This is a genomic window from Rhizobium sp. SRI_017, from assembly GCF_057586295.1.
Genome location: NZ_JBYCZP010000009.1, coordinates 210,085 through 236,310, shown reverse-complemented (window position 1 = coordinate 236,310; position 26,226 = coordinate 210,085). Strand labels below are relative to the sequence as shown.

Sequence of the window (26,226 nt, the reverse complement as noted above, 5' to 3'; positions counted from 1 at the left end):
GATTGGCGCCGATCATTTCCCGTGGAGGTGGCGTAATCAAATGAAATCATATGATGAATGTCATGATCGGCAAGAATGATATCGACTTGACGCCATACCAACTGGTCGGTATTTAGATGTCATGACCTCAGCACAACACGAATCCAGAATCAAACTTCTCGACGCCGCGCTCGATGTCTTCCGCGCCAAGGGCTATACGGCCACCCGTGTCGAGGACATCTGCACCACCGCGGGACTCACCAAGGGCAGCTTCTTCCACCATTTCAAGAGCAAGGACGAACTGGCGATCGCGGCGGCCGGCCGGTGGACGGAAGTGACAAGCGAGGTCTTCCGCAATGCCGACTACCACAAGCCTGCCGATCCCGTCGATCGCGTGCTCGGCTATGTCGAGTTCCGCAAGCAATTGTTGCGCGGCGCGCTCGCCGAATATACCTGCCTGCTCGGGACATTGATCCAGGAAGTCTACGACACCAACCCACCAATCCGGATTGCCTGCGAAGCCAGCATATCGAGTCACGTCGCGACGCTGGTCGAGGATATCGAGGCGGCAAAGGCGGCGCACGCGCCGGGTGCGAGTTGGAATGCCGAGAGCTTGGCGCTGCATATGCAGGCGGTGATCCAGGGCTCCTTCATCATTGCCAAGGCACGCTATGGCGCGGACCCCGCAGCCGAGAGCATCGATCACCTCAAGCGCTATGTCGCTGGCCTTTTCGGCAGGTCAATTCAGTAGTTTCATTCAAGGCCGGTCGTTTCATTCAAGGGAGGAAGTTATGCAGTCACCCGAGATCGTCAGCCGTTCCGAATGGCTTGCAGCGCATGAAGCGCTCATGGCCAAGGAAAAGGCCATGACCCGCGCCCAGGACGCGCTTGCCGCCGAGCGCCGACGCCAGCCCTGGGAACTGGTCGAAAAGGACTACGAATTTGAGGGACCTCGCGGCATGCTCAGCCTCTCGGATCTCTTCGAAGGCCGCCGCCAACTCGTCCTCTATCATCACATGCTGAAAAAGGACGATCCCGCGCCATGCCCGGGCTGCGGCATGTTCACCGACAATGTTGGCAGCATCACCCATCTCAACCAGCGCGACACGACCTTCGTCATCACCGCGAAGGCGCCGATAGACCAGATCGACGCGCTCAAGAAGCGGCTGGGCTGGACCATGCCCTTCTACTCGAACAACGGCGACATAACCCGCGACTTCTGCGCCGATGTCTTTGGTCTCAACGTGTTCATCACGCACGAGGGTAAGATCTACCGGACCTACTACACGACCAGCCGCGGCGTCGAGAAGCTTGGCACGATCTGGACCTTCCTCGACCTCACGCCACTCGGCCGCCAGGAGAATTGGGAGGATTCGCCGGAGGCCGTCTCGCAGACCGATCCCTATCGCTGGTGGCGCCTGAACGATGAATACGAGGCGCCGAAGAAGGCCCATGCCTGCTGTGCGTGAACACGCTCAGTCGTTCGTGCCGTACTTCCGGAGCAGGCCAGCCATCGCGGAGAAGACCACGATGATCGCGCCATAGCCCAGCGTGGTCGGCGTCAGGCCGAAGAATCCGACAGCGACGCCAGCCAATACCGTGGGCAGGCCGAAAGCGAGATAGCTCAGCGTAAAGAGCGCCGCGAACAGTTCGCCGCGCTCGCCGGGCTTCACGACCGGCACGATCGAACGCAGAACGCCGTAGAAGCAGGTGCCGAAGCCGGTCCCGGCAATGATCAGCGCGATGAGATAGGCCGCCAGCGACGGCCAGGCGATGGCAACCAGCGTGGCCGCCGTGCCGATGGCGAGCGCAGAGGTGCCATAGAGCGTGACCTGCCGGGACGAGTAGCCGCGGGCGACATAACAGGCCACCGCGCCGGCGCCGGACAGAAGCACGATCACAATCGCCTGCATCAGGTGATCTTCCGCACCGAAGACATGCCGCACGATCGGTGCGCCGAGCGCCAAATAGAGCCCACCCGTCGCCCAGCCAGCGATCACGGCCGGGGCGCTGCGCCAGAAAGCGCGCCGGGCGGCCGACGGAACGCCGATGCGTGGCTTCAGCGAGGCCCAGATGCCCTCGTGGCGCGGCGATGTTTCAGGAATGAACCAGATGACCACCGCGAGCAGCGCATAGGCGCCGGTCAGCGCACCGAACACGTCGGCTTCGGCCATGGAGGTGAGGTCCATCATCAGGCCGGCGACCAGTGCACCGACGGCAAGACCGCCGAGCGGAATGACCGAGTTCCAGACGGCCGCCGATCCGGGCCTGTGCTTCGGCTCGAGGTCGACAACGGTGGCAGAGAGCGCAGAGAGAAGGGTTCCGGCCGCAGCACCCTGAAGGACGCGGGCGAACATCAGGCCTGATACGCTCGTCGCCTGCCAGAACAGGACGAGGCTCACGGCCAAGAGGGCAAACCCGCCCGAGATCACCGGCCGGCGGCCGATATGGTCGGAAAGCGAGCCGGTGACGAGGAGAGAGGCAAGCAGCGCCACGGTGTAGACCGCAAAAATTGCAGTCAGCATCGCCGCCGAGAAGCCGATCTCGTGTTGAAGATCGGGATAGAAGGGCGAGGGCGCGCTGGCGCCGGCCATCATCACGGCCATGCCCGCCAGCGTGATGCGGAAGCCTGTCGCGTTGCGGGCAGGCGTGGAAGTTGCTGCATAGGTCACGAGACGATTCCAATCGTTCGAATTATTTCGAACCATTATCTACTACCGCTCGAACGATAGTTCAACTATATTCGAACCATGAAAAGCGAAATAACCGAGTTGCAGCATCCAGGGCGGGACGAAATCAAGCTGACCGACGTGCTCTTCGCCCTGAGCGACGCCGATCGGCTCGATATCGTGCGCCAGCTTTCAGGCGGGCCACTGGAGATGGCGCAATGTTATCTCTCGGATCCGAACGTGCCCAAATCCACCAAGTCGCATCTGATGAAGGTGCTGCGCGAGGCGGGTGTCATCCGCAACGAACCACTTGGGCGCGGCCGCCGGCTGAGCCTACGCCGCGAGGATCTCGAGGCGCGGTTTCCCGGGCTGATCAATTCTGTTCTCAAGGCTGCCGATGTCGAGATTGCTCGATGACCTGTGGGGACGGCAATTCCGACTGAGAACTGCCGCAGCGGATCATTTCGAAGGTCGGCCGGCACCCGAGGCAAGGAGTCTCCCTGCAAGGTACAGGAGCCACCCGATGCAATGGCCGAGGAAATAGACTGTCAGCATCATGTAGCTGACAACCGCGATCGTGATCAACGCGCTTGGATCGAGCCGGTCGAGCGGTATGACATTCGACAATTCGCTGAGCATCCAGGTAAACCGGAAGCCGCGGCGGCAGGCGACCTCGTTGCATATCGAGTAGAGACCCGGCAGCGTCCAGAGGAACCAGGCACTTGAGAATAGAGCGAAATTTCGCTTTGAATAGAGATCGCTGCCTAACTTCTTGCGTACATCGAGGCACTTGATCAAGGTCAACACGATGGTGCCCAGTAGGCAACCCACTATATACACTTTAGTCCTCCTATGCATGCAGCTGCAACCATAGGATGGGCGAATTAGCGCGACGTTGGCAAATTCATTAAATCTTTTTGCAGTTACCTCGCCTCGCGATAGCCGCTGCCTTCGAACTAGCTTCCGAACCGTCCGAAGGCCGGAATCTTGACCGCCGGATGCCGGAAATCGACGCCGGCCACCAGACCGAAAAGATGCATCTCGAAGCCGCTCTTCATCCCGGCGGAAATGCCGAACAGGCCATAGAGCGTGAGGTTGACATCGCCTGCCGGATCGAGGTGATAGAAAGCGCCGTCGGCGATATAGTCGCGCCCAACCGCATTGGGCGGCAGCACGGCATCGATCTCCGGGACGCTGCGGAGGATATAGGCGACGAAGCTGTTGGAATTCGGCCCCGGCCAGAGCCGGTATGCGCCCTTCTTGTTGTGCGGATAGGCCGCGATCGCCGCTTCGATCTTCGGAATCAGCGCCTCGGCGTCGGCACCGCTCACCTCCCAGACCGTCTGCGGCGCATTGGAATACCAGTATCCATCCGGTTCGTAGCCGTTCTTCCGCACCGGCTGGCCCCAGCCGACAACGTCGTAGCGATCGTAGCGTTCGCCGTCCTTTGGCTTGAGCACGATCCAGCTGTGGACCGCAAAGGCTCCCTTCATTCCACCGGTATTGGCCGCGAAGATGGTGACGCGCGCCTCGCGGTTCCTGGCAGGATCCGGCAGGGCATGGCTCGATGTCCACTTGGCCTCGCGCCAATTCGCCGGCCGCTCACGCGTGGCCCAAAGGCCGGCCGCGGCAAGGCCGGGCACGAGATAGACACACAAAAGAAAGGCCAATATGGTCCGGAGCGCCCGCATGCGTGATGATTCCGTCTTCCCTGAATGATCGAATGTCCGCAGAAATCTTGGTGGATTGAAGGTCAAATGATGTCGAATCCGGTACTCGTCGAGGTAACCCGTGGAAACCAGGTCGAAAGCCGCCATCGCGGGACAGTCGCGGTCGTCGACGGAGATGGTGGTACTGTTTTCTCGCTCGGCGACATCGAGGCCAGCACCTTTCCGCGCTCGGCTTGCAAGGCGATGCAGGCTCTGCCGCTGGTCGAAAGCGGTGCTGCCGATACCTATGGCTTCGGCAATCGCGAGATCGCGCTTGCCTGCGCCTCGCATTCCGGCGAGCCCGAGCATGTCGCCGTCGCCGAGAGCATGCTGAAGGCCGCCGGGCAGGGTGAGCCGACATTGGAATGCGGTGCCCACTGGTCCTTCCAGCAGGGCGTCCTTCTCGATCAGGCGCGCCATATCGACAAGCCCAACCAGTTGCACAACAACTGCTCAGGCAAGCATGCCGGCTTCATCTGCGCCTGCTGCCATTCCGGCCATGACACCAAGGGTTATGTGACCTTCGATCATCCGCTGCAGGCCGAGATTCGCGATGTGATGGGCGACCTGACGGGAACGAAACTCGCCCGGGACAATGCCGGCGTCGACGGCTGCTCGATCCCGACCTATGCCGTACCACTCTCCGCGCTCGCCCATGGCTTTGCCAAGATGGCCTCCGGCACCGGCATCGGCCCCGAGCGCGCCAAGGCGTCGAAGCGCATTATGGAAGCCTGCATGGCCGAACCCTTCTATGTCGCCGGCACCGGCCGCACCTGCACAAAGCTGATGGCGATCGCGCCGGGCCGGATCTTCGTCAAGACCGGCGCCGAGGGCGTCTTCTGCGCCGCCATTCCCGAGCAGGGCCTTGGCATTGCGGTCAAATGCGATGACGGCACGGCGCGCGCTGCCGACAGCATCATTGCAGCTATCCTCGCCCGCTTCTTCGACGGCCATGTCAAGGCCAAGCTCGATGCTATTGCCAACCACACAATGCGCAACTGGAATGGCATCGCGGTCGGCGATGTTCGCGTCTCGGAATACATCGCCGCCTGAATATGTCCCGAAATGGGCCAGGCATAGGTAAGAATTCAGTTAAATTAAATTCCGGGAAGCCAGTTCGTCAGGACTTTTCCACGGGCTTACATACTTTGGTAATATTCCTTCCATCCGGGAAATGACTTTCCGGAGCGGGAAGGAGTTGTTCATGTTTGCCGGACGTTACTTATGGTGGAACATGATCGCAACGATGGCCTACGTCTTCTTTGCGATCTATTTCTTTTATGTCTCGTGGCTCGCCATCCGCGTTTCGGGCTGCGCATCCGTCGCCGGGCACTGCGGCTTGTTGGAAACCCAGCTGAACGCGGTCGTCCGGCCCTATGGCATGGTGGCTTGCGGCATCATCGTGCTCGCTGTCGGCATCATGCGAGTCCGCTTTCTCAGGATGAGTCCGCTCTGGGGGCTTGCCTTCTTCGTATGGTTCGGGGCGTCGGCGGACTTCTTCTTCAATTTCGGCAATCTATGGTTCGCCAAGGTGCCGGTCGCGGACATCTTCGCGGGCATGCCAATCGAGACGTCCTTCCTCGCAGCACTGATCGTTTTCCTGTGCTTCCCGGTGGAGCTCTACAAGAAGTCGCCCGAGGGCGGCCTGCGGGTCATGTATTTCGTCGCGGGCTTCACGGCTTCCTATTCCTTCACCTTCACCGTCGCCAATTCTCCGCAGGTCCTGTCCTATCTGCGGCTGCTCGGCGGCTCGGATGAGATGGTGCTGCGCGTGGCGCAGGCCCAGGAGCAGACGCGCCATTTCCTCTCGCTCGGCCAGCCAGGCACGCTACCGATGATCGTGGTGCTCGCGATCTTCGTCGCATCGCTCAGCTATCTGCTCTGGGTGCGCAAACAGCCCGGTGGCGCGCCCGTTGCTGCGGCGGCCGCTTGAGAGCTGCCAGATGAGCCGGCGTCATCGCGCCGGCTCCGCCTGCTTTGGCTCTTCGGCGCGCATGCCCTTGCGAATCTCGATATTTCGCGCCGCCCGCAGCGAATAAGCCCACCAGGCGAGTGCCGTGAGTTGACGGCCGAGCGCGCTGTTGAGCCGCTCGGGGAAACGAGGATCGCCTTCTTCCGTCAGATTGGTCCAGGGATCCTGGATACTCACCGTCTCCCGGACATCGGCCATGTCGAGCTCCGCCACGACGAGGCGCAGGTGCTCGATGGCGCGGAGCCCTCCCGAAATCCCTCCATAGGAAATGAAGGCCACGGGCTTGCGCCGCCACGGCTCACCCACAGAGTCGAGCATCAGTTTCAGCGTCGAGGGAAAGCTGTGATTGTATTCCGGTGTCAGGATGATCACGGCGTCGGCGGCCGCGACATCGGCTTCCAGAAGGCGTGTCGCCGCGCGCCGCTCCGTATGGCCGGCATCGAAATCGCGGGCGTCGGCAATCCGGATCGAGAATTCGGGATAGGTGGCGAGCTGCGGCAGAAGCCATTTCAGCACGCGGTCCGCCATCCGTTGCTCACGTGCGCTGCCGATCAGCAGCAGCGTATTGAGACTGTCCTTCATCATGGGCTCCTTGTTTGACTTGAGCAGGGAGCAAGGGTTATAGAACCTCAACATAACTTGAGGTCAAGGCCATGGCGAAAGAATCTTCGGCGGTCGATCCACGACGTCTTCTCTCGGTGGGGGAAGTGGCGCAGCGCGCCGGTATCGCTGTCTCGGCACTGCATTTCTACGAGACCAAGGGCCTGATCCGGTCGATTCGATCGGGCGGCAATCAGCGGCGCTATGCCCGTGGTGTTCTTCGGCGTGTCGCCGTCATCAAGGCCGCGCAGCGCGTAGGCATTCCGCTCGAGGAAATCAAGGCGGCACTCGACACGCTGCCACCGGACCGCTCGCCGACCGTCGACGACTGGGCGGCGCTGTCACTTGGCTGGAAGGACGATCTCGACAGCCGGATCACGGAGTTGATTCGGCTACGCGATCACCTCGACAACTGCATCGGCTGCGGTTGCCTCTCGGTGGATCGCTGTCCACTCTATAATCCGAACGATCGGCTGGGAAGGGAAGGGCCGGGCGCAAGGCTGTGGGGAAGGAGCTAGCTCTTCTTTCCCCGCTTCGGCCGCACTTCCACGACCGGCTCCGAAGCCTCCCGCTCCATTCGGAGCTGCCGGAGGCGTTCGGTCTTCTTCTCGCGCGCCGTGACTTCGGCGTCGATGATCTGCATGGCAACATCGTGCGTCGCGGATGCCTTTTGCTCGGCATTGCGCTTCGTCGCACCAGGAAGTTTGTCGTTCTGCAGGGTCAAATGGTCCTCTTGTATTAGCGTGCGGGAGCAGCGCCGGGACGGGCCGGACGCAGGGCCTTCTTGGGGGCCGGCAGCAGGCCTTCGCGCTGCAGCTTCTTGCGCGCCAGCTTGCGATGGCGGCGAATGGCTTCGGCATGCTCACGGGCACGCTTCTCGGACGGCTTTTCGTAGGAAGCATGCTGTTTGGCTTCGCGGAAGATGCCTTCGCGCTGCATCTTCTTCTTCAGGACGCGGAGTGCCTGGTCGACATTGTTGTCTCTAACGAGTACCTGCAAGAAATATCTCCTTCATGCGGCGCCGGGATGACGCTCGCCTCTCGGTTTGGTCCTATTTGCCGATCTTGATCGAAGACGGCTTGAACCATGGTTCTTCACGCCCGCCTTCTTCGGTCGGCGCCTGCGCCGCAGTCTTAGACACTGCTGAACGCTCTGAGTCTATATCGTTGGCCCCGACTCTGCGATCGAAGCCTTCAACCTCGGAACGGACCCGGTACTGCACCTGCCCATCGGCATCCGGCAGAACGGCCAGTATCCTGAATTCGCTACCGGTGCGGGCATGTCGCAGCGGGCCATCGCGGAGGACCACGATGTCCCCGATACCGTACTTCGCCTTCAGCATCGGTCGTTCCTTTCGGCCTCGCAAAAAGCAAGGCGAACAAAAAAGGCCGGGCTTGCCCGACCTCTTCCCGGTCATCCGCGCTCAGCACTGCCAGTACATCCGTGGTCAGCGGCGGCGAATGACGAATTCTGCAGCAGCTTACGCGGCGCGAATGTTTTCGGCCGAGCTCTTGCCCGAACGGTTGTCGCGGACGACTTCGAAGGAGACCTTCTGGCCTTCGACGAGGCTCTGCATGCCAGCACGCTGTACGGCAGAAATATGCACAAAGACGTCGGTCGAGCCGTTGTCGGGCTGAATGAAGCCGAAGCCCTTGGTCATGTTAAAGAATTTAACGGTTCCAGTGTTCACGATGATATCCTCTCAATCGCAGGTTTGCCTGGCGGGTATTCGGTCAGGCAGTATCGAAATTGGAAGGAGATCCCGGGGGACTCGAGGTCCAGGCAGAGTTCGCAAACAAGTATCGATGACGGTTATTTACACCTTATGGTCAAAAATTCAAGATGTTAGAGAAAAATATTTTATGAGACAAAATTCCCTGGAAATGAATTTGCACGCGTCGCCGGAACTTGCCGGGCCGAGAGTCACAAGGCCTGGAGATGAAGTTGGCGTCTGGCATAACTGGGTCGGAGACGCCACCGGAGTGGCGCCTCCTTTCATTCAAGCGGCGTTTCCAAAAATCTTCCACCGCGTCGGCCGGAACTTCACCATCGTCCCCCGTTCCGCCGCGGCATCCAGCGGCACCTCGATTTCGACGTGGTTCGGCTCGCGCGCTGTGCCGACATCCACCTCGACGATGCGCGTACCGGCCAGGCGCCGATGCGCGGTGACGCGACCGGAGATGCCGTCGCCTTCGGAGACGAGTTCGACGTCGCTCGGGCGGAAGAAGAACTGGCCTTCGCCTTCATGCGCGTCGCTGGCGCCGACCGGCGCGCCGAGATAGTTCACCTGCCCGCCCGACCCGGTGACCGACAGGTTCACACTGTCGCCGATGAAAGAGAAGACGAAGGGCGAGTTGGGGCGGTCATAGACATCGTCGGACGAGCCGACCTGCTCGATCTTGCCCTGGCTCATCACCACCACGCGATCGGCGAGTTCGAGCGCCTCTTCCTGGTCGTGGGTGACGAAGATCGTCGTATGGCCCGTGCGGTCGTGGAATTCGCGCAGCCATTTGCGGAGCTCCTTGCGCACCTTGGCGTCGAGCGCCCCGAATGGCTCGTCGAGCAGCAGCACGCGCGGCTCGATTGCCATCGCGCGAGCGAGCGCAACACGCTGGCGCTGGCCGCCGGAGAGCTGGTTCGGATAGCGCTTCTCGAGTCCGGTGAGTTGCACCATGTCGAGCAGTTCGAGCGCCCGCCTGCGGATCTCTTCCTTCGGCGGCCGTATGCTCCGTGGCCGCACGGTGAGGCCGAACGCGATGTTGTCGAGGATCGTCATATGCCGGAACAGCGCATAGTGCTGGAAGACGAAGCCGACATTGCGCTCTTGCACCGGCTTCCACGAGGCATCCTCCTGGCCGAAGAAGATCCGGCCGGTGGTCGGGCGCTCGAGGCCGGCGACGAGACGCAACAGCGTTGTCTTGCCGGAGCCCGAGGGGCCGAGAAGCGCGATCAGCTCGCCTGAGCGGATGCCGAGCGACACTTCATGCAGCGCCGGGTAGCGGTCAAATTCCTTGCGGATCTTTTCAATGCGGATTTCCATTGCGTGACTACCTTAATGTTTGCTGCCGCCGGCGAGGCCATGGGCGAACCAGATCTCGAGCACGGTGCGGACAACGAGTGTGACAAGGGCGAGAAGGGCGAGCAGCGAGGCGACCGCGAAGGCCGCGGCGAGATTGTACTCATTGTAGAGAATCTCGACATGCAGCGGCATCGTCGTGGTCAGGCCGCGGATATGGCCGGAAACCACCGATACCGCACCGAACTCACCCATCGCGCGCGCATTGCAGAGCAGAACGCCGTAGAGCAGGCCCCATTTGATATTGGGCAGCGTCACCCGCCAGAAGGTCTGCCAGCCATTGGCGCCGAGCGTGATCGCCGCTTCCTCCTCGGCCGTGCCCTGTTCCTGCATCAACGGGATCAGTTCGCGGGCGACGAAGGGGAAGGTTACGAAGACGGTGGCAAGCACGATGCCGGGTACGGCGAACAGGATCTCGACACCATGGCTCTTGAGCCAGGGCCCGAGCGCTGTTTGCGCGCCGAAAAGCAGCACGTAGACCAGGCCGGAAATGACCGGCGAGACCGAGAACGGCAGGTCGATCAGCGTAATCAGGAAGGCTTTGCCCTTAAAGTCGAACTTGGCGATCGCCCAGGAGGCGGCAACGCCGAAAATTAGGTTGAGGGGTACGGCGATGCCGGCGACGAGCAGCGTCAGACGGATCGCGGCCAGCGCATCGCGCTCGGACAGTGCCTCGGCATAGGTCCCCAAGCCATTGCGGAACGCTTCCACCAAAACCGAGATCAGTGGCAACACGATGATCAGGGTCAGGTAGACCCCGGCCATCAGCATCAACACCACCTTGGCGCCGAGTGGTTCGGTTACGGGGGAGCGCCAGCGGCGGACGCGGGGTGAGGGCGGGTTGAGATCGTCAAGCGACATTGGCGTATCTCCGTGTCCATGCCTGGATCAGGTTGATGACGAAGAGCATGATGAAGGCGACGGCCAGCATCACGGTGCCGATCGCGGTGGCGCCGGCATAATTGAACTCTTCGAGCTTGATGATGATCAGCAGCGGCGCGATCTCCGAGACGTAAGGGATGTTGCCGGCAATGAAGATGACCGAACCATACTCGCCCGCCGCGCGCGCAAAGGCGAGTGCGAAGCCGGTGAGGATGGCGGGAAACAGCGACGGCAGGATCACCCGGCAGATCGCCTGGAAGCGGCTGGCGCCGAGTGTCGCTGCGGCTTCCTCGACCTCGCGATCGATTTCCTCGATCACCGGCTGCACCGTCCGGACGACGAAGGGCAGCCCGATGAAGGTCAGTGCCACCACGATCCCGAGCGGCGAGAACGCGATCTTGATGCCGGGCAGGCCGACGAGGCCGAGCAGATAGTTGACGCTGCCGCCGACCCAGCCGTTCTTGGCATAAAGTGCCGCGAGCGCGATACCGGCGACGGCCGTGGGCAGTGCGAAGGGCAGATCGACGATCGCGTCCACCACTCGCTTGCCGGGGAAATTGTAGCGTACCAGCACCCAGGCCACCGGGACGCCGAACACGACATTGATGGCCGCGGCGATCAGCGCGCAACCGAAGGAAATCTTCAGCGCATTGAGCGTGCGTGCGTCGGTCAGCAGGTCGGCATAGCCGGAAAAACCGATGCCGGCCGAGCGGATGACAAGGGCGGCCAGGGGTATCAGGATGATGAGCGTCAGCCAGAAGATCGTAATGCCGAAACTGAGCCCGAAGCCCGGTATGACACTATGCCTCCTGAAGCCGATACGCTCGGCAAGAGGTTGTGATGACATTGTATTCCCCGTTCAGTGCAAAGCGGGAAAGCCTTTGGCCTTCCAATTTTCTTGTTGTTGTCGTCCCGTGCCCGACCACTTTCGCCTCAGCGATCCCGACACGTCCGACGAGGAGCGTCCCGGAAACTGGCGACTGCTAATGTCCGAAAGGGTTGCGGCATGCAAAGCCCCTCCCCGGTCTGGGGAGGGGCCTTTGGGCAGTCAATCGCTTATTGTGCAGGCTTGTAGATCTGGTCGAACACGCCGCCATCGCCGAAATGCTCGGGCTGGGCTTTCTTCCAGCCGCCGAACAGCGGATCGTCGATCTTGACGAGATTCAGTTCAGGCAGCGGCTTCGCGTCCTTGGCCAGTTCCGGCTTGGACGGGCGGTAGTGATGCTTGGCCGCCAGCGTCTGACCTTCTTCGGAATAGAGGTACTGAAGATAGGCCTCGGCGACCTTGCGGGTTCCCTTAGCATCGACATTGCCGTCGACAACGGTGACCGAGGGCTGGGCGAGGATCGAGAGGCTTGGCGTCACGATCTCGAATCCGGCATCCTTGAACTCGTCCTGTGCGAGATAGGCCTCGTTTTCCCAGGCGAGCAGCACGTCGCCGATTTCGCGCTGGGCGAAGGAGGTCAGCGAGCCGCGGGCGCCGGAGTCGAGAACCGGCGCACGCTTGAAGAGTTCGGAAATATATTCCTTGATCTTGCCCTGGTCGCCGCCGAATTCCTTGTTGGCCCAGGCCCAGGCCGCGAGATAGTTCCAGCGCGCACCGCCCGAGGTCTTCGGGTTTGGGGTGACGATCTGGACGTCACCCTTCACGAGATCGCCCCAGTCCTTGATGCCTTTGGGGTTACCCTGGCGGACGAGGAAGACGATGGTCGACGTGTAGGGCGCCGAATCGTTCGGCAGACGCGTCTTCCAGTTTTCCGGGATCTTGCCGGTCTTCTTGGCGATCGCGTCGATGTCGCCTTCAAGAGCGAGCGTGACCACATCGGCGTCAAGACCGTCGATCACGGCGCGGGCCTGCTTGCCCGAACCGCCATGCGACTGTTCGATGGTGACTGTGTCGCCGGTATCCTTCAGCCACTTGGCGGCAAAGGCCTCGTTGAACTGCTTGTAGAGCTCGCGCGTCGGGTCATAGGACACGTTGAGCAGAGTGATCTCGGCCGCATAGGCCGGAGCAATGCCTGAAACAGCAATGGCGGCGCCGAACACAGCGGCGGCAATCGCCTTGCGGAGATTGAGCTTGGACGAAGTGAGCATCGAATACCCTCCAGTTTTCGTTTGCGTCCTAACTCTATCTACTAGGTCGAGTTAGTCAACAAGCGTTAACGAAATAGCAAGAGGCTTCCACGCTAACCCTGATTTTGGGGTGCGTTCCGGCTGTTGTAAATCGCAGAATCGGAATTAGGTTCCGCAAAAACAAAAAAATCGGGAATGATGTTTCGCGAAGACGGTCGTATGAACCGCGCTGTAAAACGTTTTCGCTCGCGCGTAACCGGCTCAGCCGGCGAGCATCACCGCCGCCCGATTCTTCTCGTTGAGCGTATCGGCGATTGTGGCGGAGAAAAGCACGTCGCGCGTCGCCTCGGCGACCCGGAAGAACACGTGGCGGATTTCGCATTCCTGCTCGGACGGACAGTCGTCGCACTTTCGATAGGCGGTGTGCGACAGGCAGGGTAGGGGCGCAATCGGCCCGTCGATCATACGTAGGATCTCGCCGAAGGTGATCTCGCTCGGCGGCTTGAGCAGCAGATAGCCGCCCTCCTTGCCGCGCTTGGATATCACCAGGCCCCGATGTTTCAATTCGAGGAGAATCTGCTCGAGGAATTTCTTCGGGATATTCTGCTGCTCGGCGATCTCGGCGATCAGCATCGGCCGTCTGCTGTCAGCCCTCGCAAGCGCCGCTAGTGCGCGGAGCGCATATTTCGCCTTCTGAGAGATCATTCCGAACGCCTGAAACTCGTGATTCTTGTCGAAGTTTAACCCATATTGGCCATGCACTGTGAATAAAGGCTGTTTTACGGCGACCTATCCTCCAGAAATCGCGTCTCTTTCGGCTTTGTAAGAGCGTTTCGCCTATGCCGGACATGCGAGAGATATTTGCTCTGCTTTCGCCGGATGGGGAGAACGCAATTCCTGTCACTTGTCGCCCGCTCCTGCGATACTCCGTCCAACCTAAATTGCAGGACATTCAAATGAACATGATCAATCTGCCGACCGAAGCACAGTCGCTGAACGAGCAGATGGCCGCGCTCGACCTCGCCGGTCGGCTGTCGCTCGCTGCAAGTCTCGGCGGCCGCGTCGTCTTCACCACTTCGCTGGGCATCGAAGATCAGGTGATCACCCATGTCATCGGCGAGCATCGCTATGACATCGATGTCGTCACGCTCGAAACCGGTCGCCTCTTCCCCGAGACGATGAAGCTGATAGCGGACACCGAGGAACGCTACGGCATCGATATTCGCCGCTTCTATCCTGAGAAGGCCGATATCGATGCCTATGCAGCGCAATACGGCCTGAACGGTTTCTATGACAGTGTCGAAGCCCGCCACGCCTGTTGCGGCGTCCGCAAGGTCAAGCCGCTTGCGCGGGCCTTGACGGGTGCAACGGTCTGGATCACCGGTCTCCGGCGCGGCCAGTCCGGCAACCGGGCTGACACGCCCTTCGCCGAATATGATGCCGAACGGAACCTGATCAAGCTCAACCCGCTCGCCGATTGGGACATCGACCGCATTAACAAGCTGGTCGCCGACCAGGCGGTTCCGATCAACCCTCTGCATGCCCGCGGCTTCCCCTCGATCGGTTGCGAACCCTGCACCCGCGCCATCAAGCCCGGTGAATCCGAGCGTGCCGGCCGCTGGTGGTGGGAGAACGACGAAAAGCGCGAATGCGGCCTGCATGTGCCGGAAGCAGCTCTCCCGTCGTTGGAGTCGAGCGAGCTTTAAGAGGCTTACGGCCACCCCCCTCATCCGGCCCTCCGGGCCACCTTCTCCCCGCTGGGGAGAAGAGGGGAGGCAAGCTTTGGCCGGCATCATGAAACGTTGCCGCATCTGTTGTTCTCGTAAGAGGGCGCAGCGGCGGCGGCACACTCCCTCTTCTCCCCAGCGGGGAGAAGGTGGCCCGAAGGGTCGGATGAGGGGGCGCCACAGGAAAGACCAAAAATGTCACATTCAGAATTCGATCCCCATAGCCGCGACGCCGCGGCCCGTCCGCCTCTCGACCCACATCTCAAGGCGCTGGAAAACGAAGCCATTCACATCTTCCGCGAGGTCGCCGGCGAGTTCGAGCGTCCGGTGATGCTCTATTCCATCGGCAAGGACTCCTCCGTCCTGCTGCACCTCGCCCGCAAGGCCTTCTATCCCGGCCGCGTGCCGTTCCCGCTGCTCCACATCGACACGGGCTGGAAGTTCAAGGAGATGATCGCCTTCCGCGACAAGACCGTGGCCGACTACGATCTCGACCTCGTCGCCTATACCAACCCGCGCGGCAAGTCCGAAGGCGTCACGCCGTTCAGCCATGGCTCGGCGCTCTATACGGACATCATGAAGACCGAGGCGCTGCGCCAGGCGCTCGACATGGGCAAATATGACGCGGCCTTCGGCGGCGCCCGCCGCGACGAGGAAGCCTCGCGCGCCAAGGAGCGCATCTATTCCTTCCGCACGCCGGACCATAAATGGGACCCGCGCAATCAGCGCCCGGAACTCTGGAACGTCTATAACGGCCAGATCCGCCAGGGAGAGAGCGTCCGCGCCTTTCCGCTGTCGAATTGGACCGAAGTCGATATCTGGCGCTATATCCAGGCCGAGAACATTCCGATCGTGCCGCTCTATTTCTCCGCCGAACGCCCGGTCGTCGAGCGCGACGGCATGATGATCCTTGCCGAGGACGAGCGCCTGGAATTGTTGCCGGGTGAGGTCAAGCGGAATGAAATCATCCGCTTCCGCACGCTGGGTTGCTTCCCGCTCACCGGTGCGATCCGCTCGACCGCATCGACGCTCGACGAAATCATCGACGAACTCGAAACCGCCACCGTCTCCGAACGTCAGGGCCGCGCGATCGACCGCGACCAGGCCGGATCGATGGAAAAGAAGAAGCGCGAAGGATATTTCTGATGACTGCTCCGTCCAATCTCGCCGAGGCGACATCCGTCGCCCTCGATGCCGTCCGAGCGGCCCGTGACTCTCGCCCGCTCCGCCTCATCACTTGCGGCTCGGTCGATGACGGCAAGTCGACGCTGATCGGAAGACTGCTCTGGGACACCAAGGCGGTCAAGGAAGACCAGGCTGCGTCGCTCCGCCGCGATTCCGGCAAGCAGAACGATCTCGGCCTGCCCGACTTCGCGCTGCTGCTTGACGGTCTGCAGGCCGAGCGCGAGCAGGGCATCACTATCGACGTCGCCTATCGCTACTTCGCCACCGATCGCCGCGCCTTCATCGTTGCCGACACCCCCGGCCACGAGCAATATACCCGCAACATGGCGACCGGTGCCTCCACGGCCGACCTCGCCGTGCTGTTGGTCGATGCCCGCGCGGGTCTGCTGGAGCAGACCCGCCGGCACGCGACCATCGCCTCACTGATGGGCATCCGCCAGTTCGTGCTGGCCGTCAACAAGATCGATCTGGTCGACTATTCAAAGGCCCGCTTCGACGAGATCACCCATGATTTCAAGGAACTGGCGCTTTCGCTCGGCGTCAGCAAGATCACGGCGATCCCGGTCTCCGCCCTCAAGGGCGAGAACATCGTCTATGACGGCCGCGCCAACATGCCCTGGTATGAAGGCCCGACCATCGTCGAGACGCTGGAAAAGGCGCTTGTCCGCTCGGCGCAGACATCTGGTTTCCGCATGAGCGTCCAGCGCGTCTCGCGCCCCGGCGAGAGTTTTCGCGGCTATCAGGGCACCATTTCCGGCGGCGCCGTGAAGCCGGGCGATTCCGTGCTGATCCTTCCGTCCGGCATGGTGGCGAACGTCTCCAAGATCGTCACCTTCGACCTCGTGCGCAACGCCGCCGTCGCAGGCGACGCTGTGACGCTGGTACTCGACCGCCAGGTCGACGTCTCGCGCGGCGACATGATCGTCTCGATCGACGGCCAGCCGATGACGGGCCTCGCCTTCGACGCCCAGCTCGTCGCGCTGCAGCCCGATGGCATCGAGCCCGGCAAGCGCTACTGGCTGAAGTCCGGCTCGCGCCGCCAACGGGTCGTGGTCGAACCGAAGCTGCAGCTCGATCTCAAGTCGGGCAGCTGGAACGGCACCGAAAGCCTGCCGATGAACGCCATCGGCAAGGTCAGCCTTGCCTTCGACGAACAGGCGGTCTTCGATACCTACGAGCAGAACCGCTCGACCGGTGCCTTCATACTCATCGACCCCGACACCAACAACACGGTGGCCGGCGGCATGATCACCGGCCGTCGCAGCGCCGTCTCCTCGATCCACGGCGAAGACGCCCGTGTGGTCCTCTCGCTCCCGGCAGACCTCGCCGACCAGATCATGGCAAGCCCGCTCTTCTCGGCACGCCGCGATGAGGTCGAGATCCGTCGCTCGACGGCAGGCCGGGTGCAGAAGCTGATCGACGGCCTCGACGGCTAGGCGGACGACTTCATCGTCCAGGAATCAAAAGGGGCTCCCGCGCGGAGCCCCTTTTTCTCGTGATGGGCGTGGCCGGTCTTACCGCTCCAACATCGACTTGCCGAAATAGGTTGTCAGCGGCCGTACGAGATAATCGAACGGCGTGCGCTCGGTCGTCTGGATGAAGGCCTCGACCGGCATGCCGGGCAGGATCTCGGCGGTCGGGCCCAGGAACTTCTCTTCACCCGGATTGATGGTGACCTGGACGGTGTAATAGCTCTGGCCGGTACGCTCATTGGTGATGATGTCGGCCGACAGGCGCTTAACAGTGCCTTGGAGGTCAGGCGTATGGCGGCGGTCGAAGGTCTCGAACCTGAGCACGGCTTTCTGCCCGACATGGATCTGGTCGATCTGCCCCGGCGGCACCTGCACCGAGACGACGAGCTTCACGTCACCAGGCACGATTTCCATGATCGGTTCGGCTGCGCGCACCACCTGGCGAACGGCGTGGACCATCGAGTTGAACACCCTGCCGCTCATCGGGGCTTTCACCTCGATGCGCGACAGCGTTTCGAGGATCGAATTGCGGCGTTCACGGAGTTCGGCGACGCGGGCCTCGGTCTCGTTGAGTTCCTTGATCGCTTCCTCGCGCATCTGCGAGCTGACATTGATCAGCGCGAGCTGGATCTCGGCGATTTTCGCCTTGCTCTCGGCGATGGAAGCGTTGGCCTCTTCCTTGTTGCCCTTGGCCTGGGACAGGTCACGCTCGAGCGACGTCACGCGGGTACGCTGGGTCAGACCCTTCTTCAGAAGTTCGCGTTGACCCTCAAGATCGCCCTCGATGAGCGCGACCTGCTCGTCGAGGCCCACGATGCGCGACCTAAGACCCTCGATCTGCTTGTTGACCTGCGTCTGCCGTTCCTTGAGCTGGTTGATCTGCTGATCACGGGTGAGGCGTCGCGCCTTGAGCAACTCGGTCTGCGTCTTGACGATCGCGGCTTCGGTCGCATTTGTCTTCGCCCGTTCCAGGAGTTCGGGGTCGAATTGCGGTTCCGGCGAGTCGTCCTGTTCGGCGAGAAGGCGTCCGCGGGAACCGAGCATTGGAAACAGCTGGCTTTCGATCACGCTCAGCTCGGCACGGTCGAAGGTGTCGTCGAACACGACCAGCGTATCGCCGGCCTCCACCTCCTGGCCTTCCTTGGCGAGGATCTTGCCGACCACGCCGCCGACGGCATGCTGCACGACCTGTCGCTTGGTCTCGACCTCGACCACGCCGATGCCGACCACTGCGCCGGCCATCTGGGTGAAGACCGACCAGGCGCCGAAGCCGAAGACGAGAATGAAAACAGTCAGGAAGCCGGTAATGACATACCGGCGCATGCTCCAGAGATTCTTGGAGTTCGGGGCAGGAAGTTCGGCAGTCAAGTCTTGCTCCCGTCATCGGAACGGGCGACATCGTCCCGGGGCTTTTCGGTCGTTTCCGTACCGTCCTGTTGGTCAGCGCCGGACGTCTCGGCTGTCGCATCCGTCGGCGCGTCACCGGTGGTCTCTGTCGGGCCGTCGGTCGGCTTCTTGGGTGTGCCGCCCGACGGGGGTGTGAAACCACCCGTGAGGAGGCCGGTCCCGAGAAGGCCCGGCAGGGCGCCGGGCAAGGCCTTGGGCGGGGCAGGGGTCGGGTTAGTGGGGGTGCGGGTGGCAGGCGGCGGGCCGGAAATCGCGGCCGGCGGCCCGGGAATGGCAGTCGTACCGCCGCCGCCCTGACCCGGAGGAGTCGGAGGGGGCGTGAGATGCGCGCCCGCGGCCGGCGACTGCGGACCCTGTCCGCCGGTATTGCCGATCTGCTGGAAGTTTCGCAGATGCTGCTTGAGCACCTCGTCACGCGGACCGAAAGCCACGCGGTTGCCGCCTTCGAGGATCAGGATCAGGTCGCATTCCTCGATCGCTGCCGGCCTGTGCGCCATGATGACGACCGAGCGGCCCTCCTTCTTGGCGTTGCGAATGGCGACATTGAGCGCCATCGAGCCTTCAGCGTCGAGATTGGCATTGGGCTCGTCCAGCACCAGCAGGACCGGGTCGCCATAGAGCGCGCGCGCGAGGCCGATACGCTGCTTCTGACCGCCCGAGAGACGCTGGCCTTGTGCCGGAAGCTTGGTGTCGTAACCGTTGGGCAGCTTGAGCACGAGGTCGTGTGCCGCAGCTTTCTGTGCGGCGGCGACGACGCGTTCGGAGTCCGGCTCCAGTGCCAGCCTTGAGATGTTTTCGGCGATCGTGCCTTCGAACAGCGCCACGTCCTGCGGCAGATAACCGACATAGTTGGCAAGGTCGTCGACGCCATACTGTTCGATCGAGGCGCCGTCGAGACGGACGCGGCCGGCCTGGATCGGCCAGACACCTGTCAGCACGCGGGCGAGGGTGGACTTGCCAGAACCAGACTGACCGATGACGCCGAGAGCCTGGCCGGGCTTCAGTTCGAAGGAAAGATTGCGCAGAGTCGGCATGCGCTCGCCGGGCGGCACGACCGAGATATTCTGCACTTCGAGTATCGCGCGCGGCTTGGGCAGCGTCGTGCGCGCCGGCTCCGGCGGGATGCGGTCGAGAATGGCCGCAAGACCCTTCCAGCCCTGCATGGCGCGCTGGATCAGCGACCACTGCGCGATCAGCTGCTCGATCGGCGCCAGTGCGCGGCCGATGATGATCGAGCTCGCCAGCATCGCACCGGCGCTGATGTGCCCCTGGATCGCGAGCCAGGCGCCAACGCCGAGAATGGCTGACTGGAGGAAGATGCGGAATTGCCTTGATGTCGTGGAATAGAAGCCGTTCTGGTCGCTGTAATGGATATTGCTGAGAAGCGAGCCCTCGCGCAGGCTTTTCCAGCGCTCGGCCGTCGACCCGCGCATGCCGAGCGCGCGCACGGTATCGGCCTCGCGCTGCAGCGTGGTCGTCATTTCCTCGGACAACCGGGTCGAATTGAGCGCCTTTTCCTGATCCGCCTTGGTGCCGTTCTGGTTGAGCCAGGTCAGCGATACCAGGATCAGTCCCCCGACGACACCGACCACGCCCAAGAGCGGGTGGAAGATGAAAATAATGACGATGAAGACCGGGGTCCAGGGAATATCGAAAATCGAGAACACCGCCGGAGACGCCAGCGTGCGCTGAACAGAATCGAGATCGCGCAGTGCCGTCGAAGCGTTGATGCCCTGCGAGGCCAGCATCGTCCGGTCGATGGCAATGCGGAACACACGCATTTCCAACTTGGCTTGGAAACGCGCACCGATGCGCGCTGAGATACGACCACGCATGTGGTCGAGTACGCCCATGATAATAAACAACGCAATCAAGAGGCCCGTCAGCACGACAAGGGTCGGCTCCGACCGGCTGGTCAACACGCGGTCATAGATCTGCAACGAATAGATCGAGCCGGTCAGCACGAGCAGGTTGACGAAAAATGAGAAAATGCCGATCGCGATGAAGGCCGCACGGCTCTCATTTAGGGCCGCGCGCAGCTCGTCCGCGCCACTACTTCTGGGGGCCGCCAAAATCAGCCTCTTTGAACTCGATGTTACCTGACAACACAGTGACGAACCGGCGACGTCGGATATTCCGACGCATTGCCAAATCGACGCAATGGTTGCTGCGCATTAACTCTGATTGCTGTCATTAATCAATAGCACAGGCGAAACCGTCGCGGCAATTCTTGGTAAGAGCGGCTGCGATTTTTCAACGCAGCCGCACTATCGGAGCGTCAGGGCCTGTCCGTGCGAGGACAGGAAACGGCGAACGGACTCGGTGCCCGTCCGCCGTTGCTGTTATTGAATGATCTTGATCACCTTGCGGCTGCGAGGCTCGATGATCACACGCTGGTCGTTGACGAAGGCGTAGGCGTATTTTTCGTTGTCCGGCACGCGTTCGATGATGACAGTCTCCGGCAGCGTGGTGCCGACCTTGACGCGCTCCCGGACCACGATCCTCGTCTGCGGAACAGGCTGTTCCTCGACATAGGTCACGACCTCACGCGGGGGCGGGTTGATCGCAGCGCCGGCGGTGACGCCAAGCACGGCACCGACGACAGCGCCGACAGGACCGCCAATGAATGCGCCGGTCACGGCGCCGCCCACGCCAGTGGTGATGGCAGCGTCGTCATCAGCATAGGCATTGGCAGTAAGAGCGGTGAAGGCCACGCAGGTGGCCGCGAGGATTGTCTTCTTCATCTCGAAGCTCCTTTTTCTGTTGTTTCATCTTAGTCACGTCGGCCAAACGTCACCTTTTCGGGATAGTTCCTACACTCCCGGTGAAAGTTGAAACGATTCGTGAGGCGGAGAGACGGGGCCGCCTGCCAGTGCGACGGGGCGCTTCCTTCAATTCGGCGGATTGCCGGAGAGCGTCAGCTCATCCTTCTCACGGCATCCTGACAGTTTGTAGATGTTCGAAGCCTGGATCCGGTCCGACGGATCTTCCCGCTTGAAACCGTTGAACCATTCCACCTCGAGACCCTCGCTGTACCAGAGCGCCTGGCTCAGTCCGGCGAAGATCACCCAGTCGGCGATGCTGTCCTGGTTCTCGTCGATCTGTTCGAGCACGACATCAGTCGTGGTTTCGTCCCCGGCGTGATCGCGGATCAGTCCGTAGCAGGTACTGGCACCGTTGGAGCAGGTCACTTCGCCGCCGCCGCGCCAGGCGAGTTTGCCGGCGCGCCACTCCTCGAAATAGATCTTGCTGCCATAATTGACGCCTTCGGTGCCGAAGACGACATGCTTTATGTCACCCATCTCGTGCGTCCAGATCGCCCGCTTGTCGCTGCATTGCGCCACGGCCTGGGGCGCGGTGATGATGGCGGCTGCCAGCACGGCGGCTTGCATATATCGAAGCATGGAGAACTCCTGATGTCCCGTTTCGCAGTCTTCGACGTTCGAGGGCGGCCTGTTCATCGAAATGCCGCGTGGCCGGCGGCGATGAATTGACAAAAGTCAGGCGGCAAGGGATGTTGATCCCGCAACCGCCCAACCCTTTGCCGGGATGTTGCAACCATATTGTTGCATTATTCTATTGCCTGCCGGCTTCGTCGGTAAGCCGGGAACGTTTTCCGTTTTACTAGCGCGTCAGGTCGCGAACGCTGGCGCCATCGCGAATTGGGGGCACCATGTCTATTCTCGCAGCACTTCTCATCGGCGTCATTGCCGGTCTCCGCGCCATGAGCGCGCCCGCAGCCGTGAGCTGGGGCGCCTATCTCGGCTGGATCGATCTCTCCCAGACGCCGCTCGCCTTCATGGGCTACAGCTGGACGCCTTGGATTTTCACCGTGCTCGCCCTGGCCGAACTGATCAATGACAAGCTGCCGAACACGCCAAGCCGCAAGGTTCCGCCGCAGTTCGCGGCCCGCGTCATCATGGGCGCCCTGGCTGGCGCTTCGCTCGGTGCGGCCGGCGGCATGCTCATCGTCGGTCTTGTCGCCGGCGTTGTCGGCGCCGTCATCGGCACCTATGGCGGCGCGGCCGTACGTGGCCGGCTCGGCGCGATGTTCGGACGGGATCTACCGGCAGCGCTCACCGAAGATGTCGTGGCGGTCATCGGCGCTCTGCTTATCGTCTGGGGCGTGGCATGAAGAGTTATGACGCCATCATAATCGGCGCCGGCCAGGCTGGCGCACCGCTCGCCGGGCGGCTCGCTGCCGAGGGCAGGGAGGTCGCACTGGTCGAGCGAAAATTCCTCGGCGGCACCTGCGTCAATGCCGGCTGCAAGCCGACCAAGACGCTCGTCGCCTCCGCGCGTGCCGGCCACATGGCCTTCCGCGCCTATGACTTCGGGGTGGTGATCGACGCCCAGCCGCGCATGGATATGCCGCGCGTCAAGGCGCGAGCCAAGAAGGTCATCCACGATTCCCGCCAGGGCATCGAGGACTGGCTTGGCAGCTTCCCGAACCTCCACATCTACCGCAGCGCCGCGCACTTCACCGCGCCGCGCGTTCTGACGGTCCACGGGGAGGAGATCACCGCGCCGCAGATCTTCATCAATGTCGGCGGACGCCCCTCACGGCCCGACCTGCCGGGCATTGACGACATCCATTATCTCACCTCCACGACGATCCTCGATGTTGATTTCGTGCCCAGGCATCTCGTCATCGTCGGCGGCTCCTATATCGGGCTGGAATTCGCCCAGATGTATCGCCGCTTCGGTTCCGAGGTGACGGTCGTCGAGCGCAAGCCGCATCTGCTGCCGCGCGAGGACGAGGCGATTTCCCAGGCGATCGAGCAGATCTTGACGGACGAGGGCATAGCCATCCGCACCAATGCGAGTTGCATTGCCTTCGCGCGCCATGGAGACGACCTCGCCGTTTCCGTCGACTGCACCGCCGGTGCGCCTGAAGTGATCGGCAGCCATGTCCTCATCGCCATGGGCCGCACGCCGAACACCGACGACCTCGGCCTCGATGCTGCCGGCATCGAAGCGGACTCCCACGGCTTCATCAAGGTCGACGACCAGCTTCAGACCAATGTGGAAGGTATCTGGGCGCTCGGTGACTGCAATGGCCGCGGCGCGTTCACCCACACATCGTATAACGACTTTGAAATCCTGGCTGCAAACCTCCTCGAGGGTGGCGACCGGAAGGTGTCGAGCCGCATCCCGGGCTATGCGCTCTACATCGATCCGCCGCTCGGCCGGGTTGGTATGACGGAGCGGGAAGCGCGAGCGAGCGGCCGCAAGATCATGGTGTCGCAGCGCCCGATGGACCGCGTCGGCCGGGCTGTCGAGCGCGACGAGACCAAGGGCCTTATGACCATGGTCGCGGATGCCGAGACGCGGGAAATCCTCGGCGCGGCGATCCTCGGCATTGAGGGGGACGAGGCGATCCATGGTATTCTCGATGTCATGAACGGCAAGAACGACTATCGGCTCCTGCAATGGGCGGTGCCGATCCACCCGACCGTCTCCGAGCTGATCCCGACGCTGGTCGGCGATCTCAAGCCAGTCTGATTGACGACAAGGTTCGGCTTAGCTCAAGCTGTAGCTGAACTTGTCGATTTCCCACTTGTTGAGCTTCTCGATCTGGGCATTCACCTCGGGGTGACGCTTGAAGATCTGCGCGGTCGTGACCTCGCGGTCGCGGGTCTCGCTCTTGGCATTGATGCCCTTGAACGTATCCCATAGTGTCGCCATGCCCGGCACTTCGGCTTCGAGCTTCAGGATATCCTCTTCGAAATGCTCGTAGCGGATATAGGTATCGACGATATCCTGACCGTCGATCATGTAGTTGGGATAATTGATTTCAAGGAGAAAGGGCTTCTCCTTGAAGTAGCTCGTGAAGTTCTTGAGTTTCGGCTTCTTGTCCTTCTTCGTGTTCTTCCAGAAGAAGATCGAGACGGCGCGGTCCCAAGGATTGCGCACGAGTGAAACCTTGCGATAGTCGCGCCAGACATTCGCCGGCAGCCGCGCGCGGGCGCGCTTGGCCGGAATATGATTGTAGAATTTGAGCGGCAGCGGTCGCTTGAAGACCTCGGCCTCCTTGTCCTTGGAAAACAGGTCGACCAGCCCGAAATTGAAGTTGCGCGGCCCGATGAAGCCCAGCTTCTGACGGATCTCCTCGTCATTGCGTGAGATCGGCGTGATGATATCGCCTTCCGAGCAGAACTTCGCCAGTGCGATCTCGAAGGATGTGCCGGCCACCTTGCGGGGCTTGATGAAGATGAGCTTATGCTGGTGGGATACGATCATTGCGTCCGATACTGCGTGAGACAACGGGCGGCTATGTTGCCGGAGCCGCTATTTGCGATGAAAAGCCGGGGAATTCAAGTGCGGCGGTCAAGTTACAGATGCACGCCCTCCGAGCGACCCTCGTTATACATGCGTATGATCGTCTGACGCGACGTCGGGTGGACTTGCGGCCTCGCGAGCCGCGTTCCATATTGCTTTGAGCGCATCGGATGAAAGGCGATCATGGAAGGTCTACTCATTGGCTTGCTGGTATGGCTGCAGATCAAGCATTTTGCGGCCGATTACCTGCTCCAGACGCCATGGATCATTTCCGGCAAAGGTCACTTCGACCAGCCCGGCGGCTATATCCATGCCGGCATCCATGTGCTCGGCACGGCACCCGCACTGATCTATGTCGGGCTGAGCGGCGGCCTCGTTGTGCTTCTGCTCGCGGCCGAGTTCGCAATCCATTTTACCGTGGACCATCTGAAAGCGCTGCAGGCCCGGATGCGCCCGCAATCGCCGAGCTCCGCGCGCTTCTGGGCCCTGCATGGCGCCGACCAGCTCGTGCATCATCTGACCTATTCGGCCATCCTCTTCATCGCCATGCGATCGCTGATGCCGTAGCGCCTTCACGCGCTCTGCGAAAATTCACTCGACAAAAAAGGTCAGCCGGCTGTCGGATCGACGACAGGCCGCTCGTCGTGTCTTTGTCCAACCACTTCCTTCAAGAGGATCAAGACAATGCCCAGCACCATCAAACTGCATCGCGTTATCCCGACCAGCCCCGAGAAGATCTATCGCGCATTCCTGGAGGCCGACGCCCTGGCCAAATGGCTTCCGCCCAACGGCTTCACCTGCACCGTGCACCAGTTCGAACCGACTGTCGGCGGCAAGTTCAGGATGTCGTTCCGGAATTTCACGACCGGCAGCAGCCATTCCTTCGGCGGCGAATATCACGAACTCGTCCCCGGCCAGCGCCTTCGCTACACCGATACATTCGACGACCCGAACCTGCCGGGCGAAATGGAAGTCGTCGTGAGCCTTATGAAGGTCTCCGTCGGCACCGAGGTCGAGATCAGCCAGTCGGGCATACCGGACCTCATCCCGCGCGAGGCCTGCTATCTCGGCTGGCAGGAATCGCTGCGAAACCTGCAAAAGCTGGTCGAACCGGATATCCAAGAATAGTGCAAGTGCAGCCCAATCGCGGGGCGCTTGGCAACGGCCTGGCGGCCTGCCTGATCTCCCGCGAC

31 protein-coding genes are annotated in these 26,226 nt (G+C 61.7%); 13 read left to right on the top strand and 18 right to left on the bottom strand.

What is annotated here, in order from left to right; all coding sequences use genetic code 11:
- Nucleotides 1-121 precede the first annotated feature (121 nt).
- Nucleotides 122-730 (top strand): TetR/AcrR family transcriptional regulator, encoded by a 609-nt coding sequence (locus AC2YI2_RS20850; RefSeq protein ID WP_487388411.1) that lies wholly within the window; start codon nt 122-124, stop codon nt 728-730.
- A 40-nt stretch (nt 731-770) separates the two neighbouring features.
- Complete coding sequence (locus AC2YI2_RS20845) at nt 771-1,448, top strand: DUF899 domain-containing protein (protein ID WP_487388410.1); 678 nt, start codon at nt 771-773, stop codon at nt 1,446-1,448.
- A gap of 6 nt (nt 1,449-1,454) precedes the next feature.
- Here the strand turns inward: AC2YI2_RS20845 and AC2YI2_RS20840 are convergent, their stop codons facing one another.
- The gene (locus AC2YI2_RS20840) at nt 1,455-2,651 is read right to left on the bottom strand and encodes an MFS transporter (protein WP_487388409.1); all 1,197 of its coding nucleotides are present in this window, start codon (nt 2,649-2,651) and stop codon (nt 1,455-1,457) included.
- A 78-nt stretch (nt 2,652-2,729) separates the two neighbouring features.
- Here AC2YI2_RS20840 and AC2YI2_RS20835 point away from each other — a divergent pair, with 78 nt between their 5' ends.
- Complete coding sequence (locus tag AC2YI2_RS20835; RefSeq protein ID WP_487388408.1) at nt 2,730-3,065, top strand: ArsR/SmtB family transcription factor; 336 nt, start codon at nt 2,730-2,732, stop codon at nt 3,063-3,065.
- Between the two features lie 42 nt (nt 3,066-3,107).
- Here the strand turns inward: AC2YI2_RS20835 and AC2YI2_RS20830 are convergent, their stop codons facing one another.
- Both AC2YI2_RS20830 and AC2YI2_RS20825 read right to left on the bottom strand, forming a co-directional pair.
- Nucleotides 3,108-3,488: a hypothetical protein gene (locus AC2YI2_RS20830; RefSeq protein ID WP_487388407.1), complete on the bottom strand. Its 381-nt coding sequence runs from the start codon at nt 3,486-3,488 to the stop codon at nt 3,108-3,110.
- A gap of 116 nt (nt 3,489-3,604) precedes the next feature.
- Nucleotides 3,605-4,339 carry a DUF3750 domain-containing protein gene (locus AC2YI2_RS20825; protein WP_487388406.1) on the bottom strand — a complete coding sequence of 245 codons (735 nt, stop codon included), beginning with the start codon at nt 4,337-4,339 and terminating at the stop codon, nt 3,605-3,607.
- Between the two features lie 69 nt (nt 4,340-4,408).
- On the opposite strand from AC2YI2_RS20825, the gene AC2YI2_RS20820 reads away from it, so the two are divergent.
- Together AC2YI2_RS20820 and AC2YI2_RS20815 are read left to right on the top strand one after the other, a co-directional pair.
- Nucleotides 4,409-5,410 carry an asparaginase gene (locus AC2YI2_RS20820; RefSeq protein ID WP_487388405.1) on the top strand — a complete coding sequence of 334 codons (1,002 nt, stop codon included), beginning with the start codon at nt 4,409-4,411 and terminating at the stop codon, nt 5,408-5,410.
- Nucleotides 5,411-5,561: 151 nt separating this feature from the next.
- The gene (locus AC2YI2_RS20815; RefSeq protein WP_487388404.1) at nt 5,562-6,290 is read left to right on the top strand and encodes a hypothetical protein; all 729 of its coding nucleotides are present in this window, start codon (nt 5,562-5,564) and stop codon (nt 6,288-6,290) included.
- A 21-nt stretch (nt 6,291-6,311) separates the two neighbouring features.
- Here AC2YI2_RS20815 and AC2YI2_RS20810 read toward each other — a convergent pair whose 3' ends face one another.
- On the bottom strand, nt 6,312-6,911 hold the full coding sequence (locus tag AC2YI2_RS20810) for an NADPH-dependent FMN reductase (RefSeq protein WP_487388403.1): 600 nt from the start codon (nt 6,909-6,911) through the stop codon (nt 6,312-6,314).
- Nucleotides 6,912-6,982: 71 nt separating this feature from the next.
- On the opposite strand from AC2YI2_RS20810, the gene soxR reads away from it, so the two are divergent.
- Nucleotides 6,983-7,447 (top strand): redox-sensitive transcriptional activator SoxR, encoded by a 465-nt coding sequence (gene soxR, locus AC2YI2_RS20805; RefSeq protein ID WP_487388402.1) that lies wholly within the window; start codon nt 6,983-6,985, stop codon nt 7,445-7,447.
- Here the strand turns inward: soxR and AC2YI2_RS20800 are convergent.
- The 9 genes from AC2YI2_RS20800 to AC2YI2_RS20760 form a co-directional block, all read right to left on the bottom strand.
- Nucleotides 7,444-7,653 (bottom strand): hypothetical protein, encoded by a 210-nt coding sequence (locus AC2YI2_RS20800; protein WP_487388401.1) that lies wholly within the window; start codon nt 7,651-7,653, stop codon nt 7,444-7,446. The genes soxR and AC2YI2_RS20800 overlap by 4 nt on opposite strands.
- Before the next feature lie 14 nt (nt 7,654-7,667).
- Nucleotides 7,668-7,928, bottom strand: a complete 261-nt coding sequence (gene rpsU / locus AC2YI2_RS20795; protein WP_487388400.1) for a 30S ribosomal protein S21 — start codon at nt 7,926-7,928, stop codon at nt 7,668-7,670.
- 52 nt (nt 7,929-7,980) lie between these two features.
- On the bottom strand, nt 7,981-8,271 hold the full coding sequence (locus AC2YI2_RS20790; protein ID WP_487388399.1) for a cold-shock protein: 291 nt from the start codon (nt 8,269-8,271) through the stop codon (nt 7,981-7,983).
- 138 nt (nt 8,272-8,409) lie between these two features.
- Entirely contained in the window at nt 8,410-8,619 is a 210-nt protein-coding gene (locus AC2YI2_RS20785) for a cold-shock protein (RefSeq protein ID WP_487388398.1), read from the bottom strand.
- A 309-nt stretch (nt 8,620-8,928) separates the two neighbouring features.
- Nucleotides 8,929-9,969, bottom strand: coding sequence for a sulfate/molybdate ABC transporter ATP-binding protein (locus tag AC2YI2_RS20780; RefSeq protein ID WP_487388397.1), 1,041 nt, complete (start codon nt 9,967-9,969; stop codon nt 8,929-8,931).
- Nucleotides 9,970-9,981: 12 nt separating this feature from the next.
- Nucleotides 9,982-10,866: a sulfate ABC transporter permease subunit CysW gene (cysW, locus tag AC2YI2_RS20775; RefSeq protein WP_487388396.1), complete on the bottom strand. Its 885-nt coding sequence runs from the start codon at nt 10,864-10,866 to the stop codon at nt 9,982-9,984.
- Nucleotides 10,856-11,734 carry a sulfate ABC transporter permease subunit CysT gene (gene cysT, locus AC2YI2_RS20770; RefSeq protein WP_487388395.1) on the bottom strand — a complete coding sequence of 293 codons (879 nt, stop codon included), beginning with the start codon at nt 11,732-11,734 and terminating at the stop codon, nt 10,856-10,858. Before cysT ends, cysW begins: the two co-directional genes overlap by 11 nt.
- A gap of 209 nt (nt 11,735-11,943) precedes the next feature.
- On the bottom strand, nt 11,944-12,981 hold the full coding sequence (locus AC2YI2_RS20765; RefSeq protein WP_487388394.1) for a sulfate ABC transporter substrate-binding protein: 1,038 nt from the start codon (nt 12,979-12,981) through the stop codon (nt 11,944-11,946).
- Nucleotides 12,982-13,221: 240 nt separating this feature from the next.
- The gene (locus AC2YI2_RS20760; protein WP_487388393.1) at nt 13,222-13,665 is read right to left on the bottom strand and encodes an RrF2 family transcriptional regulator; all 444 of its coding nucleotides are present in this window, start codon (nt 13,663-13,665) and stop codon (nt 13,222-13,224) included.
- Between the two features lie 251 nt (nt 13,666-13,916).
- Between AC2YI2_RS20760 and AC2YI2_RS20755 the strand changes: the two genes are divergently transcribed.
- From AC2YI2_RS20755 to cysN, 3 genes are all read left to right on the top strand, one after another.
- Nucleotides 13,917-14,666 carry a phosphoadenylyl-sulfate reductase gene (locus tag AC2YI2_RS20755; RefSeq protein WP_487388392.1) on the top strand — a complete coding sequence of 250 codons (750 nt, stop codon included), beginning with the start codon at nt 13,917-13,919 and terminating at the stop codon, nt 14,664-14,666.
- 216 nt (nt 14,667-14,882) lie between these two features.
- Nucleotides 14,883-15,833, top strand: a complete 951-nt coding sequence (gene cysD / locus AC2YI2_RS20750) for a sulfate adenylyltransferase subunit CysD (RefSeq protein ID WP_487388391.1) — start codon at nt 14,883-14,885, stop codon at nt 15,831-15,833.
- Nucleotides 15,833-17,308, top strand: a complete 1,476-nt coding sequence (gene cysN, locus AC2YI2_RS20745; protein ID WP_487388390.1) for a sulfate adenylyltransferase subunit CysN — start codon at nt 15,833-15,835, stop codon at nt 17,306-17,308. Before cysD ends, cysN begins: the two co-directional genes overlap by 1 nt.
- A gap of 78 nt (nt 17,309-17,386) precedes the next feature.
- Here cysN and AC2YI2_RS20740 read toward each other — a convergent pair whose 3' ends face one another.
- The 4 genes from AC2YI2_RS20740 to AC2YI2_RS20725 all read right to left on the bottom strand — a co-directional run bounded on the left by AC2YI2_RS20740 (nt 17,387) and on the right by AC2YI2_RS20725 (nt 22,155).
- The gene (locus tag AC2YI2_RS20740) at nt 17,387-18,712 is read right to left on the bottom strand and encodes an HlyD family type I secretion periplasmic adaptor subunit (protein ID WP_487388389.1); all 1,326 of its coding nucleotides are present in this window, start codon (nt 18,710-18,712) and stop codon (nt 17,387-17,389) included.
- Nucleotides 18,709-20,823 (bottom strand): type I secretion system permease/ATPase, encoded by a 2,115-nt coding sequence (locus AC2YI2_RS20735; RefSeq protein ID WP_487388388.1) that lies wholly within the window; start codon nt 20,821-20,823, stop codon nt 18,709-18,711. The genes AC2YI2_RS20740 and AC2YI2_RS20735 overlap by 4 nt, the downstream gene beginning before the upstream one ends.
- Nucleotides 20,824-21,093: 270 nt before the next feature.
- Nucleotides 21,094-21,495, bottom strand: a complete 402-nt coding sequence (locus AC2YI2_RS20730; RefSeq protein ID WP_487388387.1) for a DUF1236 domain-containing protein — start codon at nt 21,493-21,495, stop codon at nt 21,094-21,096.
- 147 nt (nt 21,496-21,642) lie between these two features.
- A complete protein-coding gene (locus AC2YI2_RS20725; protein ID WP_487388386.1) occupies nt 21,643-22,155 on the bottom strand; it encodes a hypothetical protein in 513 nt (170 codons plus the stop codon).
- A 269-nt stretch (nt 22,156-22,424) separates the two neighbouring features.
- On the opposite strand from AC2YI2_RS20725, the gene AC2YI2_RS20720 reads away from it, so the two are divergent.
- Together AC2YI2_RS20720 and AC2YI2_RS20715 are read left to right on the top strand one after the other, a co-directional pair.
- Nucleotides 22,425-22,886, top strand: a complete 462-nt coding sequence (locus AC2YI2_RS20720; RefSeq protein WP_487388385.1) for a DUF4126 family protein — start codon at nt 22,425-22,427, stop codon at nt 22,884-22,886.
- Nucleotides 22,883-24,256: an FAD-containing oxidoreductase gene (locus tag AC2YI2_RS20715; protein ID WP_487388384.1), complete on the top strand. Its 1,374-nt coding sequence runs from the start codon at nt 22,883-22,885 to the stop codon at nt 24,254-24,256. The genes AC2YI2_RS20720 and AC2YI2_RS20715 overlap by 4 nt, the downstream gene beginning before the upstream one ends.
- A gap of 18 nt (nt 24,257-24,274) precedes the next feature.
- Here AC2YI2_RS20715 and AC2YI2_RS20710 read toward each other — a convergent pair whose 3' ends face one another.
- Nucleotides 24,275-24,994: a sulfotransferase family 2 domain-containing protein gene (locus AC2YI2_RS20710; protein ID WP_487388383.1), complete on the bottom strand. Its 720-nt coding sequence runs from the start codon at nt 24,992-24,994 to the stop codon at nt 24,275-24,277.
- Between the two features lie 222 nt (nt 24,995-25,216).
- On the opposite strand from AC2YI2_RS20710, the gene AC2YI2_RS20705 reads away from it, so the two are divergent.
- Both AC2YI2_RS20705 and AC2YI2_RS20700 read left to right on the top strand, forming a co-directional pair.
- Entirely contained in the window at nt 25,217-25,600 is a 384-nt protein-coding gene (locus AC2YI2_RS20705; protein ID WP_487388382.1) for a DUF3307 domain-containing protein, read from the top strand.
- 117 nt (nt 25,601-25,717) lie between these two features.
- Nucleotides 25,718-26,161 carry an SRPBCC family protein gene (locus AC2YI2_RS20700; RefSeq protein ID WP_487388381.1) on the top strand — a complete coding sequence of 148 codons (444 nt, stop codon included), beginning with the start codon at nt 25,718-25,720 and terminating at the stop codon, nt 26,159-26,161.
- Nucleotides 26,162-26,226 lie beyond the last annotated feature (65 nt).